Genomic DNA, 14,860 nt, shown 5'->3' on the forward strand with positions numbered 1-14,860 from the left:
TAGGAGCATCGTGTCCATCATAAAGCGTGATGGAGACGTGTACACGATGGCTGATGACGATCGGATTGATGATGGAGTGGTGCCGGCAATAGAGCGTCGCAAACACAGCAGGGAATTCAAGGAGATGGTGGTGCGCGCGGCGATGCAACCGCACGTGTCGATTGCGGCGGTGGCGCTGCATTACCGCCTGAACGCAAACCTGCTGCGCCGATGGGTAGTGGCAGCGCGACAGCATGCGGGTGCCCATCCGGCGCCGGACGAAGCGCAGCCGCCACCGACGACGGCATTCGTGCCACTACAACTACAAGCGCCAGTTGCTGCAACTGATCGGGGCGAGATCCGCATCGAGATTCGCCGCAGTGCTGCCACGATTACGCTCTACTGGCCGGTGTCGGCGGCCGATGATTGCGCGGCCTGGCTACAGGGGTGGTTGCGATGATCCGCATCGACGCGATCTGGCTGGCAACTGAGCCCGTGGACATGCGTGCGGGCGCCGATACGCTGCTCGCACGCGTGGTCAAGGTATTCGGCGCGGCGCGCCCGCACCATGCTTACCTGTTTGCCAACCGGCATTCGACGCGAATGAAGGTACTGGTCTACGACGGCCTGGGGATCTGGCTGGCCACGCGGCGCCTGAATCGCGGGCGGTTTATATGGAGCAACGGCGAGCAGGCCGTTGCACTGCCGCTGAACCAGGAACAGTTACGGGCACTGGTCACGGGACTGCCGTGGCGCACGCTGGCCAGCGATCACGCCATTACCGTGGTGTGAAGGCGACGCGCACGTAAACAGTTTCGCTTCCTGATGCGTGGTGTGTCTGGCAGACTCGATGTCATGGACCTGCCCGTCGATCTCACCACGCTCAGCCCCGACCAGCTTCGCGCACTGGCCGCACAGCTGGCCGTCCAGCTTGCTGTTAGCGCCGATGTGAAACTGACCCACCCGCCGAGGTAAACCTGACCCGCCTGGGAGAGGATGGCGGCTTTTTGCCGCCGATGCTGACTCAGGAGCAAGCAGTGGAAATCAAGGTATTGGCAAGACGGGGAACGGCGGTACGGGAGATAGCGCGACAGACGGGCTTGTCACGCAACACAGTGCGTCGCTATCTGCGCGACGACCAGGCTGGCCGCTACAAGCAACGCGAGCCACGCCCGACGAAGCTCGAGCCGTTCAAGGACTACGTGCTCGAACGTGTTGCCGCCGCGCGCCCGCACTGGATTCCGGCAACAGTGCTGCATCGGGAGCTGCAGGAAGCTGGCTACGAAGGGGGCATCAGCCAGCTCAAGGCGTTCCTGGCACCGTACAAGCGCCATGAAGCGGAGCCGGTGGTTCGGTTCGAGACACCGCCGGGCAAACAGATGCAGGCCGACTTCACGGTCATCCGTCGCGGCCGTGCGCCGTTGCTGGCGCTGGTGGCGACGCTTGGATACAGCCGCGCGAGCTTCGTGCGCTTTACCGCTGGCGAGGACGCCGCCACGCTGTGCGAGTGCCTGCGCGAAGCGTTCGTCTACTTCGGCGGCACGCCCGAGCACGTGCTGTTCGATAACGCGAAGTCCGTGGTCATCGAGCGCGACGCGTTTGGTGAAGGCGAGCATCGATGGAACACCCAACTGCTTGCGGTGGCCGAGACCTACGGCTTCACGCCGAAGGTCTGCCGACCCTATCGGGCCAAGACCAAGGGGAAGGTTGAACGCTTTAACCGCTATCTGAAGGAGAGCTTCGTGGTGCCGCTCGCGGCCACGCTCAAGCAGTCAGGACTGAGGCTGGACGTCGAAGCCGCCAACGCGCGTATCGGCCGTTGGCTCGCGGAAGTCGCGAACGTGCGCGTGCACGCCACCACGCGTGAGCGTCCAGCTGCGCGGCTGGCACTCGAGCAGGAAGCGCTACTGCCGCTGCCCTCGCCAGTGGCGGCACCAAGGCCTGCGCCTTCGAAGTTGAGCCGGGTGCTGCCGCGAGAGAGCCTTCAGCATCCGCTTGCGGTGTATGACGCGCTGCTGGAGGTCGCCGCATGAATCTCCAGTACGAACGGATTGCCAGCCTGTGCAAACAGTTGAAGCTCGACCGCGTCGCCAGTGACTGGGGGGCGCTCGCGCAGCATACCGCCGCGACCGATGTGAGTCTGGCGGACTTCCTTGAGCAACTGCTAAAGGCGGAACTGGGCGCACGTGAAGAGCGTAAGCGCCACACACTCACGCAACTCGCGTCGCTGCCTGCCATCAAGACCCTGGAGCAATATGACTTCGGCTTCGCCAGCGGTGCACCACGGGCACAAATACAGGAACTGGGAAGCCTGGCGTTCATCGAGCGGGCCGAGAACGTCGTGTTGCTCGGCCCGTCGGGAGTTGGCAAGACACACCTCGCGAGTGCACTGGCCTATCGGGCAACACAGGCCGGCATCAAGACGCGTTTCATCACGGCGGCGGACCTGATGATGCAACTGGCGACGGCGAACCAGCAAAATCGATTGCGGGAGTTCTTCAATCGGGCGGTCGTCGGGCCGAGACTCCTCGTCATCGACGAAATCGGCTATCTGCCGTTCGGGCGCGAGGAAGCGAACCTGTTCTTCAATGTCGTCGCCAAACGCTATGAGCGCGGCTCTATCGTGTTGACGAGCAACCTTCCGTTCACACAGTGGGCCACAGCGTTCGCCGACGACCAGACGCTCACCGCTGCCATGCTCGACCGGCTTCTTCATCACGCCCATATCGTGCAAATCAGTGGTGAGAGCTACCGGCTGAAAGACAAGCGCAAAGCAGGACAAACAGGAACGCGGGCAGGCGCGAAAGCAGCCGCGTGACACAGGGTGTCACCGTGCGGCACTATGGAGCCATTTCGAGGGCGGCATAAAGGCGCCACCTGAGGGGCGGCGTAATGGCGCCACCTCACGTGCGGCGTAAAGGAGCCACCCGAAAGGCGGCGCATAGGCGCCAGCAGCACCAGGGCTAGAGCGCGATTCGAACTTTTCAAGTCGGTACGCTCCGTTCTATTTGAACGGAGCGTCCATGGCCAACAGGAGGTTCGAATTGTTCGAGTACCGCCAAGTCCTTGTCCGCATGCGGCAAGGCGATTCCGACCGCGACATCGCTCGCGGCGGCTTGATGGGACGCAAGAAGCTGACGACTGTGCGGCGCCAGGCCGAGGCACGGGGATGGCTCGATCCCGCCCAGCCGCTGCCGGATGACGCAGTGATCGCTGGCGTTTTTGGTCGCTCGCCGCACTTGCCGCACACCTGCGTGTCGACGGCAGAGCCGTTTCGTGAACAGATCCGAAGCTGGGCGGCCGCCGGCGTGCAGGGCACCACGATCCATGCCGCCCTTCAGCGCAATCACGGCTACACCGGCAGCTATGACGCCGTGAAGCGCATGCTGCGTCGCCTGGCCGCCGAGCGTCATCCGGTCGGCACGACGACGATCCTCGAATTTGCGCCAGCGGACGCCGCCCAGGTTGACTTTGGCGCCGGGCCGGTGCTCAGGCACGAGTCAGGCCTTCCGCTCAAGACGTGGATCTTTGTGATGACGCTCTGCTGGTCGCGTCACCAGTACGCGGAGATCGTCCTGGACCAGACGGTCGAGACGTGGTTGGCCTGCCACCGGCGGGCGTTTGAATGGTTCGGCGGTTGCCCTGGCCGGGTCATCATAGACAACGCGAAGTGCGCGATCATCAAGGCCTGCCGTTATGAACCCGCAGTCCAGCGCTCCTATGCCGCGCTAGCCGAGGGATATGGATTCCGGATCGACGCATGTCCACCGCACGACCCGGCCAAGAAGGGAATCGTTGAATCCGGAGTCAAATACGTCAAGAAGTCCTTCGTACCACTACGCGAGTTCCGGGATCTGACCGACGCCAACCGGCAATTGCGCGAGTGGGTCTCCCAGCAGGCGGGCACCCGCGAGCACGGCACGACCCGCGACCAGCCACTCGCGCGCTTTGCGATCGAACGCCCGCTGCTCACGCGGCTGCCTGACGTGCCGCCGGTGCTGGCAGTGTGGAGCGAGGTGAAGGTGCATACCGACGGCCACGTCGTCTACAAGAACGTGCTCTATTCAGTGCCCTTCACGCTGGTGGGCAAGCAGTTGTGGCTGAAGGCCACCGACACGGTCGTGCAGGCGTTCCACCGCCACGAGCTCGTCGCGACCCATCCGCGACTACGCAAGCCTGGCGACCGCCATACGGTGCGTGATCATCAGCCGCCAGAGGCGCAGGCATGGCTTGAACATGACCCGCAGTGGTGTCTGGCGCGTGCAAAGGACATCGGGCCTGCCTGCCACGCAGTGATCCTCGCAATGTTCAACGACAAGGTGCTCGTCAACCTGAGGGGCGCGCAGGGCCTTGTGCGTTTGCGCGAGAAGTACGGTGATGTGCGCCTGAACGCCGCCTGCGAGCGCGCACTCGCGTTCGCGAACCCGAAGTATCGCACCGTCAAGACCATTCTCGACAAGGGACTCGATAGCGAGCAGGCAGCCACACAAACACCGGCACCATCCGACACGTACCTGAACGGCGGTCGCTTCGGCCGTGATCTCCAGTCCATCCTTCTGCACTGAGTGTCATGAATCCAAGTCCCGAACTGAACACCATCCTCAAGCAGTTGCGCCTGTCCGGGGTCCTCGACTCGCTTGAGCAGCGCAACCGGCAGGCAATCGAGGGGCAACTCGCTTACACCGAGTTCCTTGCCATGCTTCTGCATGACGAGGTCGCACGACGCGACCAGAAGAAGTTCGGCGCGCGGATCACCCGCGCCGGCTTCGCGCTAGGCAAGACGCTCGAGACCTTCGACTTCGACCGGCTGCCAAAGCTAAACCGGGCGCACGTTCACGACCTCGCCACCGGCCGCTACATCGACGAGAAGGTCTGCGTCCTGATGGTCGGCCAGACAGGCGTCGGCAAATCGCATCTGGCGCAGGCGCTCGGGCATTGCGCCGTACGCCAGGGTTGCGACGTACTGTTCATCACGCAGACGGATCTGCTCAAGAAGCTGCACGCAGCGCGCGCCACGGATCTCTATGAACGCAAGTTCCAGCAGTTCGTGCGTGTGCCGCTGCTTATCGTTGACGACTTCGCGCTCAAGCCACTTCGCGCACCTCATGACGAAGACTTCCATGACCTGATTGCCGCCAGGTATGAGCGGGCAGCCTCGATCCTGACTTCAAACCTGGACTTCAGTGAATGGGGTGAGGCTTTCCCTGACAACCGCATTCTCGGAGCCGCCACGCTCGACCGCCTTCGTCATGGTGCCTATCGTGTCGTCATAGAAGGCGAGAGCTTCCGCAAGCCAAAGCCGATGCCTGAAAGCAGCGAAAATGCGGTTGCTAAAAACGGTAAAAGACCGCAATCTTGAAACTGTTCGAATCCGCGTTTTACCCCGTTTCTGCTGGCGCCATTACGCCGCCCATCCCCGGCTCCATTACGCCGCCCCGTGACACAGGGTGCGTATTCCGCGCAAATCGAACGGCGATTCCACGCGAAGGCAAACACTCGTTCCACGCGAAGGCGAACACATGGAATGTGGCGACGCGGGGTTGAGCGTTTTTACTCCGACTCCTCTTTGTTGGTCAAACCATTTCGGCGTTTGCGCATCGATTCACCCGAGAGCGTGAGCCGATGCGCGTTGTGGACGAGCCGGTCGAGAATGGCGTCGGCAAGCGTCGGATCGCCTATCGCGGCATGCCAGCTCTCGACAGGAATCTGACTCGTGATGATTGTCGAGCGCAGTCCGTGGCGATCATCGAGGACTTCGAGCAGATCCCGTCGCGCCGCATCGGCCAGCGGCGCCATCGCCAGATCGTCCATCAGGAGGACATCGGTCTTCGCCCACTGTGCGAGTAGCTTCGCGTAGCCGCCGCTGCCGTGGGCGATGGCCATCTCCTCGTTGAATTTCGGCATACGCAGGTAATACGCCGAGAACCCTTGCCGGCAAGCCTGATTGACCAGCGCGCACGCAAGCCAGCTTTTCCCGAGTCCGGTCGGCGCCACGAGAATCACGTTTTGCCGCTCCCGGAGCCATTCACCCGTGAGCAGGCGCGCAAGCAGCGCGCGATCCAGGCCGCGTGCGGTGCGATAGTCGATGTCCTCGGCAACTGCGTCGGGGAAACGCAGCTTGGCACGGCGCAGCCTGGCGGAGATCTGGCGTGACTGGCGCTCGCTGGCTTCGCGTTCGACCAGCAGGCCGAGGCGCTCCTCGAAGCCAAGCTGGTCAATACTGCTCTGGGATTGCTGGTCGGCGAGTGCCGCCGCCATGCCGAACAGCCGCAGTTCGTGCAGCCGCTCGACAGTGGGATGATGCAGCATATGACCTCCTTTCAGTAATGGAATGGACGCCCCCACCTGACTGCCTGGCACACGATGTCTGTCAAGATGGCTACGTCATCACCTGACTGAGAGGAGCGACCATGAAGATTGCGACCGTTGGAATCGATCTGGCGAAAAACGTGTTTCAGGTCCACGGTGTAAATGAACACGGCAGATGCGTCCTGAAGAAGCAGCTCAAGCGCGGCCAGATGATCGAGTTCTTCGCGAACATGCAGCCAAGCCTCGTTGGGATGGAAGCATGCGGCGGCGCTCATTATTGGGCTCGCCGGCTGCAGGCGCTTGGCCACATGGTAAGACTGATGGCACCGCAATTTGTGAAGCCATATGTAAAGACGAACAAGAACGACGCCGCAGATGCGGAGGCCATCTGCGAAGCCGTCGCCAGACCGAACATGCGATTTGTACCCCTCAAGAACGTTGAGCAACAAGCAATGCTGGCTATACACCGTGCCCGTCAGGGCTTCGTTATCGCGCGCACTGCGCAGGCCAACCAGATCCGCGGACTGCTGGCCGAATTCGGGATAGTCTTCCCTCAAGGTCTGGCGAATGTCCGCAGTAGCACACGTGAGGCGATTGAAGACGGGAGCAACGAACTGCCCAGTAACTTCCGGCTTCTGATCGCACGACTGCTCGATCACCTCGCTGAGCTCGACAAGCAGGTCGAAGAGCTCGAGGTTCAGATCCGGAGCGCCCACCGTACGAATGAAATGAGCCGAAAGCTCGAGAAAATACCTGGCATTGGACCAATTACGGCGAGTGCGCTTGTGGCGACGATTGGCGATGCCCGTGACTTCACCAATGGGCGACAACTTGCCGCCTGGATGGGATTAGTGCCGGGTCAATCATCGAGCGGCGGAAAGACGATGCTCCTCGGTATCAGCAAACGAGGTGACGTTTATTTGCGAACCTTGCTCATTCACGGTGCGCGTGCAGCGTTAAGAGCGTTCCAGAACAAGGCCGACCAAGGCGGCGACAACTGGCTCCGTAAGCTCCTCGAACGACGCCACTTCAATATAGCCGCGGTTGCGCTTGCGAATAAAAACGCGCGTGTCATCTGGGCTCTACTTGCTCGCAACCAACAGTATCAGGCGAACGGTAAGATGAGCCCAGCAGTTTAGGCGAGTAGCGCTCAGGTTTCGAACTGGCGTTGCAGCAACAGAGGAGAATTTGTACACCCCATAGATTGCTCAGGCGTTCACGCAGTGATGGCAAAACAGGTTGGACCGTGATCGGAGAAGCCCGCTACTACCAAAGCGCCAACTGAGCGCGATTCAGTGTTGGGGAGCCGATCAGCGTATTCCATCAGGGACGGTTCGGGCCATGGGCCTAACGAAAAGTCCGGATACATGGCTGCAATCTTCTTCCTGTGCCCATCATCGAAAGACCGCTTGGCAAACCGGGGGCGTCCATACATGGTAGTAGGAAGGCCCACGCACATTGGCATGCATGAGCGGCAATTCGGTCTGGGCAGCAGCCGTATCAGTCTTGCTTTCAAGACCATTCTTCAGTGTCGAGGCGATGAACCGGTAGCTCGGCGCCTTGAGATCGATGGCTCGCCGGCAGGCGGCTTCCAGCCTGGCATGCCCGTAGTCCTTGCCCATGCGCAGCACGCCCAGGCAGGCTCGGTAAGCCTGCTGTGGATGCTGGCGGCCGCCCAGCAGGTGCTCGATGACGGCGGCGGTATGCGGGCCGATGTCCGTCGCCCACCTGATCAGGCGCTGGGGATTCCATTCGGTGGTCGCAGCACGATGATTCGGCGGCATGTGCGCGCGGATCGTGCTGTGGTGTCCACGGCGATCGCTTCGCGCGTGTGCGGCAATACGCTGGCCGCGCAGGAAGATCTCGACGGTTGAGGCGGTGTAACGCACCTCGACCTGCGCGCGTGCATGGGTGTACGACACGGAGTAGTAGTGCTCGTCGACTTCGACGTGATAGTCGATGCCGACACGGGCAACCTTCCATTGCGCGTACTGGTAAGGACGTTCCGGTAGCGGCCTGAGTGCAGGACGATCGAGCGCCTCGAACGCACTGCGGCGGCATCCGGGCAGCTTCCTGAAGGGCTTGTTGTTCAGCGGCACGAGCAACGCGGCGATCGCGCGATTGGCCTCCTCGAGACTGAACAGTCGCTGGTTGCGCAGACGCGCGAGAATCCAGCGCTGCGCCAGCAACACCGCCTGTTCTACTTTCGCCTTGTCGCGGGGCCGACCCGAACGTGCTGGGATGATGGCCACCGAGTAATGCGCCGCCATCTCGCCATAGGTGCGGTTGACGACAGGATCATAGAAGCTCGCCTTGTGAACGCCCGACTTCAGATTGTCGGGCACCAGGATCTCGACACAGCCGCCGAAGAAGGTGAATGCGCGTACGTGCGAACCGATCCAGTCAGGCAACTGCTGCGTCCATGTCACTTCCGCGTACGTGTAGTTGGACGCGCCGAGCGTGGCGACGAACAGTTCGGCCTCGCGAATCTCGCCGGTATGTGGATCGACGATGCCGAGCCTGTTACCAGAGTAGTCGATGAACAGCTTTTCGCCGGGCACGTGGGTCTGACGAAGCGTCACCGGTAACTACGCCGCCCAGCGTTCGTAGTGCTTGCAGAACCAGCTATAGCCGTAACCGTCGGGCTCCTGGGCTTTGTACTCGTTCCACAGCAGGTCGAGCGTCACACCTTTCCTGCCCAGCTCTCGATGTATCCGCGACCAGTCTGGCAGCGGACGCGGGCACCGCGAGGCAGGCACCGGCGGGAACAGGCGTGCATCAAGTGCCTGCTCGTCAAGCTGCATGAGCTGTTCGTAGCCCAGTTGCGTTCGCCTGGCCCGCTGGAGGTACTCCCATACCGTCGATACCGAGGCGCCGATGGTGCTGGCGATCTCGCGCTGGCTGCGCTGGCAGCCGTAGTGCAGTCGCAGGACTTCCTTGATTTGCCGCATGGATAACCTTTTATTCGGCATTCGCACCCTCGACAAAAAGGTCGAGCGTGCCATGGTTATCCGCGTCGCTACTTCATCGCCTCAGTGTTCGCCCGAGCGTCGAAAGTGCGTTCGGGCGGCTGTGGAATCTGTGTTCGGTTTGCCGTGGAATTCGTGTTCGGCTTGCCGTGGAATCAGCGTTCGATTACGCGTGGAATACGCACACAGGGCCCGGGTGGGTCAGATTTACTTCGACGAATCGCCGAAAGGCGGGTCAGAATTCAATCGGCGTTGACAGCTTGCAGACAGGGAGCGCGAAGTCGGTGAGAAGGAACGGGAGCTGCAATATCGGCAAACCCGTATCGACCAGCTCACGCATGAACTCTCGGTCATCAAACGGCAACAGTTCGGCAAGCGCAGCGAGCAGCTCAATACGGAACAGATGAGCCTGCTCGACGAAGCGGTCGATACGGATCTGGCCGCGATCGAGGCCGAGCTCGAGCAGCTTCAGCCAGATACGCCCGAACGCAAATCACGACAGCAACGTGCGCGACGCGCACCATTGCCGGCGCATCTGCCGCGCACCGACATTCATCACGACCCGGATACCACGACATGTCACTGCGGCTGCGAGCTCGAGCGCATTGGCGAAGACATCAGCGAGAAGCTTGACTACACGCCAGGCGTGTTCACAGTCGAGCGACATATCCGCGGCAAGTGGGTGTGCCGTCAATGCGAGACGCTGACACAGGAACCCGTGCCCGCGCACATCATCGACAAGGGCATCCCGACGGCCGCGCTGTTGGCCTGGGTGCTGGTATCGAAGTTCGCCGATCATCTGCCGCTGTACCGGCTTGAACGCATCTGCGCCCGCGGAGGGCTGGCGATCCCTCAGTCGACACTGGGCGACTGGGTGGGCGTGTGCGGCGTGCGACTGCAGCCGCTGGTCGATGCACTGCGCGAACAGATCCTGCGTCAGGGTGTACTGCATGCGGATGAAACGCCTGTGCAGATGCTCAGTCCGGGCAAAGGCAAGACACATCGTGCGTATCTGTGGGCGTATGCCACGACCCAATACGCGTCGCTTAAGGCGGTCGTGTATGACTTCGCCGACAGCCGCGCTGGCGAGCATGCGCGCGCCTTCCTGGGCGACTGGCAGGGCAAGCTGGTGTGCGACGACTATAGCGGCTATGTTGCGGCCCGAGTTATGTGGCCGCAGTTTGAGATGAACTGGAGCGGGCACCGGTTTATCATCGGTTGACACAACATAAATAGTAGCGCCTGCTGGTAGTCCTTCTGCAGTCCGGAGGTCTACCATGTTCGAAACGATCTTCAATACCGATTGTGCGGTGACGCGCCACCGCACTGGTCCGCTGGCCCGCGAGCGCGCTAGGTATCTGTACCGTTGCGCGTCTCAAGGGGCGACCGCTAAGTCACTACGCCTGAAGGCGCGCTCGACCGTGTGGGTTGCTGCACGGATGTCGATACAGGACTTTGGTTGGGTGAGCGCCGAGCGGTTGCGCGAGATTGTCTGCGGATGCACGGAACCGGTGGTGGCACCATCGACGGCTTCGACATTAGTTCGATCGGCACGCGCATGGCTAAAGTTTCTAGGGTGGTGGCATGAGCCGCAAGAGCCGGTCCCCTTCAAAGAAGATCTCGAGCGCTTCGTCAGTTGGATGCGTGACGAACGCGAGTTGACAGCGTGCACTGTTGATCAATGGCGTTACCGAGCGATCAGGTTCCTGTGCTGGTGTGCTGACACCGGACTCAACCTCGCAACGCTGCAGCCCAGGGATATCGACTCCTACTTTGCTACCTATGGTGTGCAACACTGGTCACGGGTCTCAAGCAGACACATGGCGAACTTTCTCCGCATATTCCTCCGCCACGCGGCCAGTATCGGTGCATGTAGGCCGGGGCTCTCCGATTCAATCCAGTGCGGTCCGCGATATGCCCTTGAATCACTACCCTATGCGCTGGACTGGGAAGATGTGCGACGTGTGATCGCCGGTGCATACGGTGACGATGAGCGCAGCGTTCGCGACCGTGCAATTCTCCTGCTGTTGGCCGTATATGGATTGCGCAGAGGAGAGGTGGCCGCGCTCCGGATCGACCAGGTCGACCGTGCGAATGGTCGACTGCAAATATGGCGACTAAAGCGCCGCCAACCTCAGATTTACCCACTTGTTTCGCCTGTTGCAGAAGCGCTGGGACGCTACATTGACGAGGCACGGCCCGCAGTAGGATCTGCGGAAATATTTATCCGGGTACGTGCGCCGCGTGTGCCCATCACGGCACCAGCAATCTATAACATCGTTAATCGGCGGTTACTCGCGCTCGGGCTTCAGGCCGCCCATCTCGGCCCCCATGCCCTGCGGCATTCATGTGCAGCACGGTTGCTGGCGAAAGGCCTGACCATCAAGGAGATCGGCGATCATCTCGGGCATCGAACCTCCATGCCGACGATGACCTACACGAAGGTTGATCTGGCGTCACTGCGTCAGGTGGCCGAACTTGACCTGGGAGGCCTGCAATGACATCTAGCGAAATCGTCGCTGCATACCTCACCGCGCGACGGGCCCAAGGAGTGCAGCTCAAAAGCGCTGCGAGAACACTTCGGCAGTTTGTACGTGTCATCGACAACCGGTCGCTGGACGCCCTAACGTCTCAGGACATAGCGGCATTCCTCCAAGGGCGTGGCGCTTTGAGTGGCACCTGGAGGACCAGGCGAAGCTTGTTGACTGGCCTGTACCGGTTTGCCGTCGCGCGCGGTTACGCATTCTCATCGCCGTTGCCGGAGCTTCTCCCAAAGTTGCCGCCATCGTTGACGCCATATGTCTACTCGCGAGAGGAGCTGCAGCGGCTGTTCAGCGCTACCGCGATACTCGATTCGCCATGGAGCCGTCTGCAGGCAGACACGTACCGAACCCTGTTGCTGTTGCTATATGGCGCAGGGCTCCGAGTCAGTGAGGCAATCGGACTCAAATTGAGGGACGTCGATCTTAGCGGGCACGTGCTAACCGTTCGCAATTCGAAGTTTTACAAGAGCCGGTTGGTTCCGGTGGGCCCGCAACTGGTAACGGCGCTGAACGACTACCTCGATCGGCGCAGCAACTTGCCCTTCCCAGAAGGCCCGGACTCGTCATTCCTGTGTTCGCGCTCTGGCTGTCGTCTTTACTACCAGCGAGTGGTCACGCTGTTCCAGCGCGTCCGCGCAGCGGCAAACATCCCAATCCCCGCTGGTGAGCGACGACCACCACGACTTCACGACCTTCGCCACACTGCAGCTGTACATAGGGTACTGCATTGGTACCGCACCGGCAAAAATGTGCAGGCTCTTCTTCCACATCTGGCCACGTATCTCGGGCATGTTGATATCAGGGCGACGCAGCGGTACCTTCAGATGACACCCGAGTTGCTTCAGGAGGCCAGCTACCGTTTCGCCATCTATGCGAGACAGACATCCGTATCGGAGGCTGATGATGCATGATCACGACCTTCTCGGGCCTTGGGTTCGACGATTCCTGCTTGAACATCTTGTTGCCGAGCGTAACCTGTCACACAACACGCAGGTCAGCTACCGCGATACGTTAACCTTGCTGCTGCCGTTCATCAGTCGTGAGGCGAAGGTGCCGGTCGACCGGTTGTCCGTGAAAGACGTCTCGGCAGTGCTGGTTCGTGTTTTTATGGATTACCTCGAACGTAATCGAGGTTGCAGAACAGTCACGCGCAACCAGCGACTTGCAGCGATTCACTCGCTCGCCCGTTTCATCGGAATGCGTTCGCCGGAGCACTTGGACTGGTGCGCGCAGGTTCGTTCAATACCGTTCAAGAAGACCACGAAAACGGTGGTCGGCTATCTCGACAGGCATGAAATAGATGCGATCCTGCGCGTCCCAGACTGCCACACTGAGCTCGGTATGCGTGATTACGCGCTGCTTCTGTTTCTCTACAACAGTGGTGCGCGTGCCAACGAAGCGGCATCGTTGCAAATCGGTAACCTTGGACTTGGCACATCAGCATCGGTGCGCATCCTGGGCAAAGGCAACAAGTGGCGAATATGTCCGTTATGGCCGACAACGGCTGCGACTTTGCGACCACTCGTCGCGAGCAGCAACTCTGAGGCCCCGGTGTTTCGGGGACGGACTGGCGACCGCATGACCAGGTTCGGAGTTCACCGGATCGTGGCAGCGTGTGCGGCGAAAGCGGCTGACCAGGTCGACTCGATGCGAGGCAAACGGATCAGCCCGCATACCATTCGGCATACAACCGCGGTCCACCTGCTCAGAGCTGGAGTTGACATCAACACGATACGAGCTTGGCTCGGCCATGTCTCGGTGGATACAACGAACGTCTACGCGGAGGTCGATCTGGAAATGAAGGCGCGGGCATTGGCGTGTCTGGACGTCACGGGTTTGCCTCGACCCAGAAGCGCTCGCGCATCCAAGCCGTCCATCATGGAGTTCCTGCAGCGACTATAAACTTCATCCCGTTGCTTATGTGCGCGCGAAGCCGCTGAAACGTCGCGAACGGCGGCTTCGATTCACCGTCCGCAACATATCTCGGGCCGCAACATAGCCGCCGTTGTACTAAACCGCTGACGCGGTAGTGGGAGGTGGGCACAGGTCTATGACTGACGTTTCATGAAGTGGGTCGTCTGGCGCTGAACCCCAGCGAAGCGGTGACCGGTATCACCAGGAGCAGTATGTGAACGCCCGGTTGGGCATTCCACCCACTGCTTCCAGGAGGCTCGCCATGACGCCACTGCGCCAACGCATGCTGCATGACATGCAGATCCGCAACCTTGCAGATAATACCCAGAAGTCCTATCTGATTCAGGTATCCAGTTTCGCCCGACACTTCCGCCGTTCTCCCGAACTGCTGGGTCCCGAAGAGATCCGGGCCTGGCTCATCTATCTCCGCGAAGAACGCAAGCTGGCACCCGCCAGTCTCAGCCCGGCGATCGGTGCACTGCGCTTTCTCTATCGCGTGACGCTCAAACGTGACTGGAGTGACGAGGATTTCCCATTGCCCAGGAAGCCGGTCCGCCTGCCCGTTATCCTCAGCCTGGAGGAGATCACCACCTTCTTCGACTCGATCCCCAGCCTGAAGCATCGGACCATCCTGATGGTTGCCTACGCAGCCGGCCTGCGCGCGTCGGAAGTCGCCCACCTGAAGGTCACGGACATCGACAGCAAGCGCATGGTCATCCGTGTGAACCAGGGCAAGAACCGCAAGGATCGCTACGTCATGCTCTCGCCGCGTCTGCTCGAGATCCTCAGAACGTACTGGCAGGACGCTCACCCCCGCGGCTGGCTGTTTCCCGGTGATATTCCTGGACACCCCATCACGCGGGGCGCCGTCTCGCGAATCTGCGCTCTCGCACGCCAACGATGTGGCATCCAGAAGCCGATAACACCGCATTCCCTAAGGCATGCGTTCGCCACGCATCTGCTGGAAGCCGGTACCGATGTGCGCAGGATCCAGCTGCTCATGGGCCATAGGTCCCTCGCGACTACTTCGCGCTACCTGAGAATCGCGACCAGCACCGTGTGTGCCACAGCGAGTCCCTTCGATCTGCTGCCGCACCCCGCACCGATTCCATCGCCGCCACCTGCGCCCGAGTACTTCTGAAGCCG

The 14,860-nt window shown here is 61.0% G+C and carries 13 protein-coding genes and 2 pseudogenes; 13 read left to right on the forward strand and 2 right to left on the reverse strand.

Translation table 11 applies throughout. The features are described 5' to 3' along the window. Window positions 1-46 precede the first annotated feature (46 nt). From tnpA to istB (QEN71_RS42860), 7 genes are all read left to right on the forward strand, one after another. Window positions 47-439, forward strand: a complete 393-nt coding sequence (gene tnpA / locus QEN71_RS42830) for an IS66-like element accessory protein TnpA (protein ID WP_201662424.1) — start codon at window positions 47-49, stop codon at window positions 437-439. Beyond that, the gene (tnpB, locus tag QEN71_RS42835; protein WP_290468333.1) at window positions 436-771 is read left to right on the forward strand and encodes an IS66 family insertion sequence element accessory protein TnpB; all 336 of its coding nucleotides are present in this window, start codon (window positions 436-438) and stop codon (window positions 769-771) included. Before tnpA ends, tnpB begins: the two co-directional genes overlap by 4 nt. Window positions 772-813: 42 nt before the next feature. Then, window positions 814-954, forward strand: coding sequence for a hypothetical protein (locus QEN71_RS42840; RefSeq protein ID WP_290468334.1), 141 nt, complete (start codon window positions 814-816; stop codon window positions 952-954). 41 nt (window positions 955-995) lie between these two features. Beyond that, entirely contained in the window at window positions 996-2,012 is a 1,017-nt protein-coding gene (istA, locus tag QEN71_RS42845; protein ID WP_290468335.1) for an IS21 family transposase, read from the forward strand. Then, window positions 2,009-2,797: an IS21-like element helper ATPase IstB gene (gene istB / locus QEN71_RS42850; protein WP_290468336.1), complete on the forward strand. Its 789-nt coding sequence runs from the start codon at window positions 2,009-2,011 to the stop codon at window positions 2,795-2,797. Before istA (QEN71_RS42845) ends, istB (QEN71_RS42850) begins: the two co-directional genes overlap by 4 nt. Window positions 2,798-3,023: 226 nt before the next feature. Beyond that, entirely contained in the window at window positions 3,024-4,544 is a 1,521-nt protein-coding gene (gene istA / locus QEN71_RS42855) for an IS21 family transposase (protein WP_201662948.1), read from the forward strand. Window positions 4,545-4,549: 5 nt separating this feature from the next. Next, window positions 4,550-5,338, forward strand: coding sequence for an IS21-like element helper ATPase IstB (istB, locus tag QEN71_RS42860; protein WP_201662945.1), 789 nt, complete (start codon window positions 4,550-4,552; stop codon window positions 5,336-5,338). 191 nt (window positions 5,339-5,529) lie between these two features. On the opposite strand, the gene istB (QEN71_RS42865) is transcribed toward istB (QEN71_RS42860), so the two are convergent. Continuing rightward, on the reverse strand, window positions 5,530-6,288 hold the full coding sequence (istB, locus tag QEN71_RS42865; protein WP_201662837.1) for an IS21-like element helper ATPase IstB: 759 nt from the start codon (window positions 6,286-6,288) through the stop codon (window positions 5,530-5,532). A 101-nt stretch (window positions 6,289-6,389) separates the two neighbouring features. Here istB (QEN71_RS42865) and QEN71_RS42870 point away from each other — a divergent pair, with 101 nt between their 5' ends. Further along, the gene (locus QEN71_RS42870; RefSeq protein WP_201662834.1) at window positions 6,390-7,427 is read left to right on the forward strand and encodes an IS110 family RNA-guided transposase; all 1,038 of its coding nucleotides are present in this window, start codon (window positions 6,390-6,392) and stop codon (window positions 7,425-7,427) included. A 255-nt stretch (window positions 7,428-7,682) separates the two neighbouring features. Here the strand turns inward: QEN71_RS42870 and istA (QEN71_RS42875) are convergent. Continuing rightward, a pseudogene (istA, locus tag QEN71_RS42875) lies at window positions 7,683-9,260 on the reverse strand (IS21 family transposase). 265 nt (window positions 9,261-9,525) lie between these two features. On the opposite strand from istA (QEN71_RS42875), the pseudogene tnpC reads away from it, so the two are divergent. The 5 genes and pseudogenes from tnpC to QEN71_RS42900 all read left to right on the forward strand — a co-directional run. After that, window positions 9,526-10,419, forward strand: a pseudogene (tnpC, locus tag QEN71_RS42880) (IS66 family transposase); the annotation flags it as partial. 115 nt (window positions 10,420-10,534) lie between these two features. After that, a complete protein-coding gene (locus QEN71_RS42885) occupies window positions 10,535-11,758 on the forward strand; it encodes a tyrosine-type recombinase/integrase (protein ID WP_201662872.1) in 1,224 nt (407 codons plus the stop codon). A 200-nt stretch (window positions 11,759-11,958) separates the two neighbouring features. Continuing rightward, a complete protein-coding gene (locus tag QEN71_RS42890; protein WP_290468337.1) occupies window positions 11,959-12,711 on the forward strand; it encodes a tyrosine-type recombinase/integrase in 753 nt (250 codons plus the stop codon). After that, window positions 12,701-13,702: a tyrosine-type recombinase/integrase gene (locus QEN71_RS42895; RefSeq protein WP_233472243.1), complete on the forward strand. Its 1,002-nt coding sequence runs from the start codon at window positions 12,701-12,703 to the stop codon at window positions 13,700-13,702. Before QEN71_RS42890 ends, QEN71_RS42895 begins: the two co-directional genes overlap by 11 nt. Window positions 13,703-13,976: 274 nt before the next feature. Continuing rightward, window positions 13,977-14,855: a tyrosine-type recombinase/integrase gene (locus QEN71_RS42900; protein ID WP_290468338.1), complete on the forward strand. Its 879-nt coding sequence runs from the start codon at window positions 13,977-13,979 to the stop codon at window positions 14,853-14,855. The last annotated feature ends 5 nt before the right edge of the window (window positions 14,856-14,860 follow it).

It is taken from the genome of Paraburkholderia sabiae (assembly GCF_030412785.1).
Lineage (GTDB): Bacteria > Pseudomonadota > Gammaproteobacteria > Burkholderiales > Burkholderiaceae > Paraburkholderia > Paraburkholderia sabiae.

Bases quoted from the DNA above. Each gene is read 5' to 3' on its own strand.
- tnpA (WP_201662424.1), top strand. From the start codon at position 47: ATGGCTGATGACGATCGGATTGATGATGGAGTGGTGCCGGCAATAGAG.
- tnpB (WP_290468333.1), top strand. From the start codon at position 436: ATGATCCGCATCGACGCGATCTGGCTGGCAACTGAGCCCGTGGACATG.
- istA (WP_290468335.1), top strand. From the start codon at position 996: ATGCTGACTCAGGAGCAAGCAGTGGAAATCAAGGTATTGGCAAGACGG.
- istB (WP_290468336.1), top strand. From the start codon at position 2,009: ATGAATCTCCAGTACGAACGGATTGCCAGCCTGTGCAAACAGTTGAAG.
- istB (WP_201662945.1), top strand. From the start codon at position 4,550: ATGAATCCAAGTCCCGAACTGAACACCATCCTCAAGCAGTTGCGCCTG.
- istB (WP_201662837.1), bottom strand. From the start codon at position 6,288: ATGCTGCATCATCCCACTGTCGAGCGGCTGCACGAACTGCGGCTGTTC.
- QEN71_RS42870 (WP_201662834.1), top strand. From the start codon at position 6,390: ATGAAGATTGCGACCGTTGGAATCGATCTGGCGAAAAACGTGTTTCAG.
- QEN71_RS42885 (WP_201662872.1), top strand. From the start codon at position 10,535: ATGTTCGAAACGATCTTCAATACCGATTGTGCGGTGACGCGCCACCGC.
- QEN71_RS42895 (WP_233472243.1), top strand. From the start codon at position 12,701: ATGATGCATGATCACGACCTTCTCGGGCCTTGGGTTCGACGATTCCTG.
- QEN71_RS42900 (WP_290468338.1), top strand. From the start codon at position 13,977: ATGACGCCACTGCGCCAACGCATGCTGCATGACATGCAGATCCGCAAC.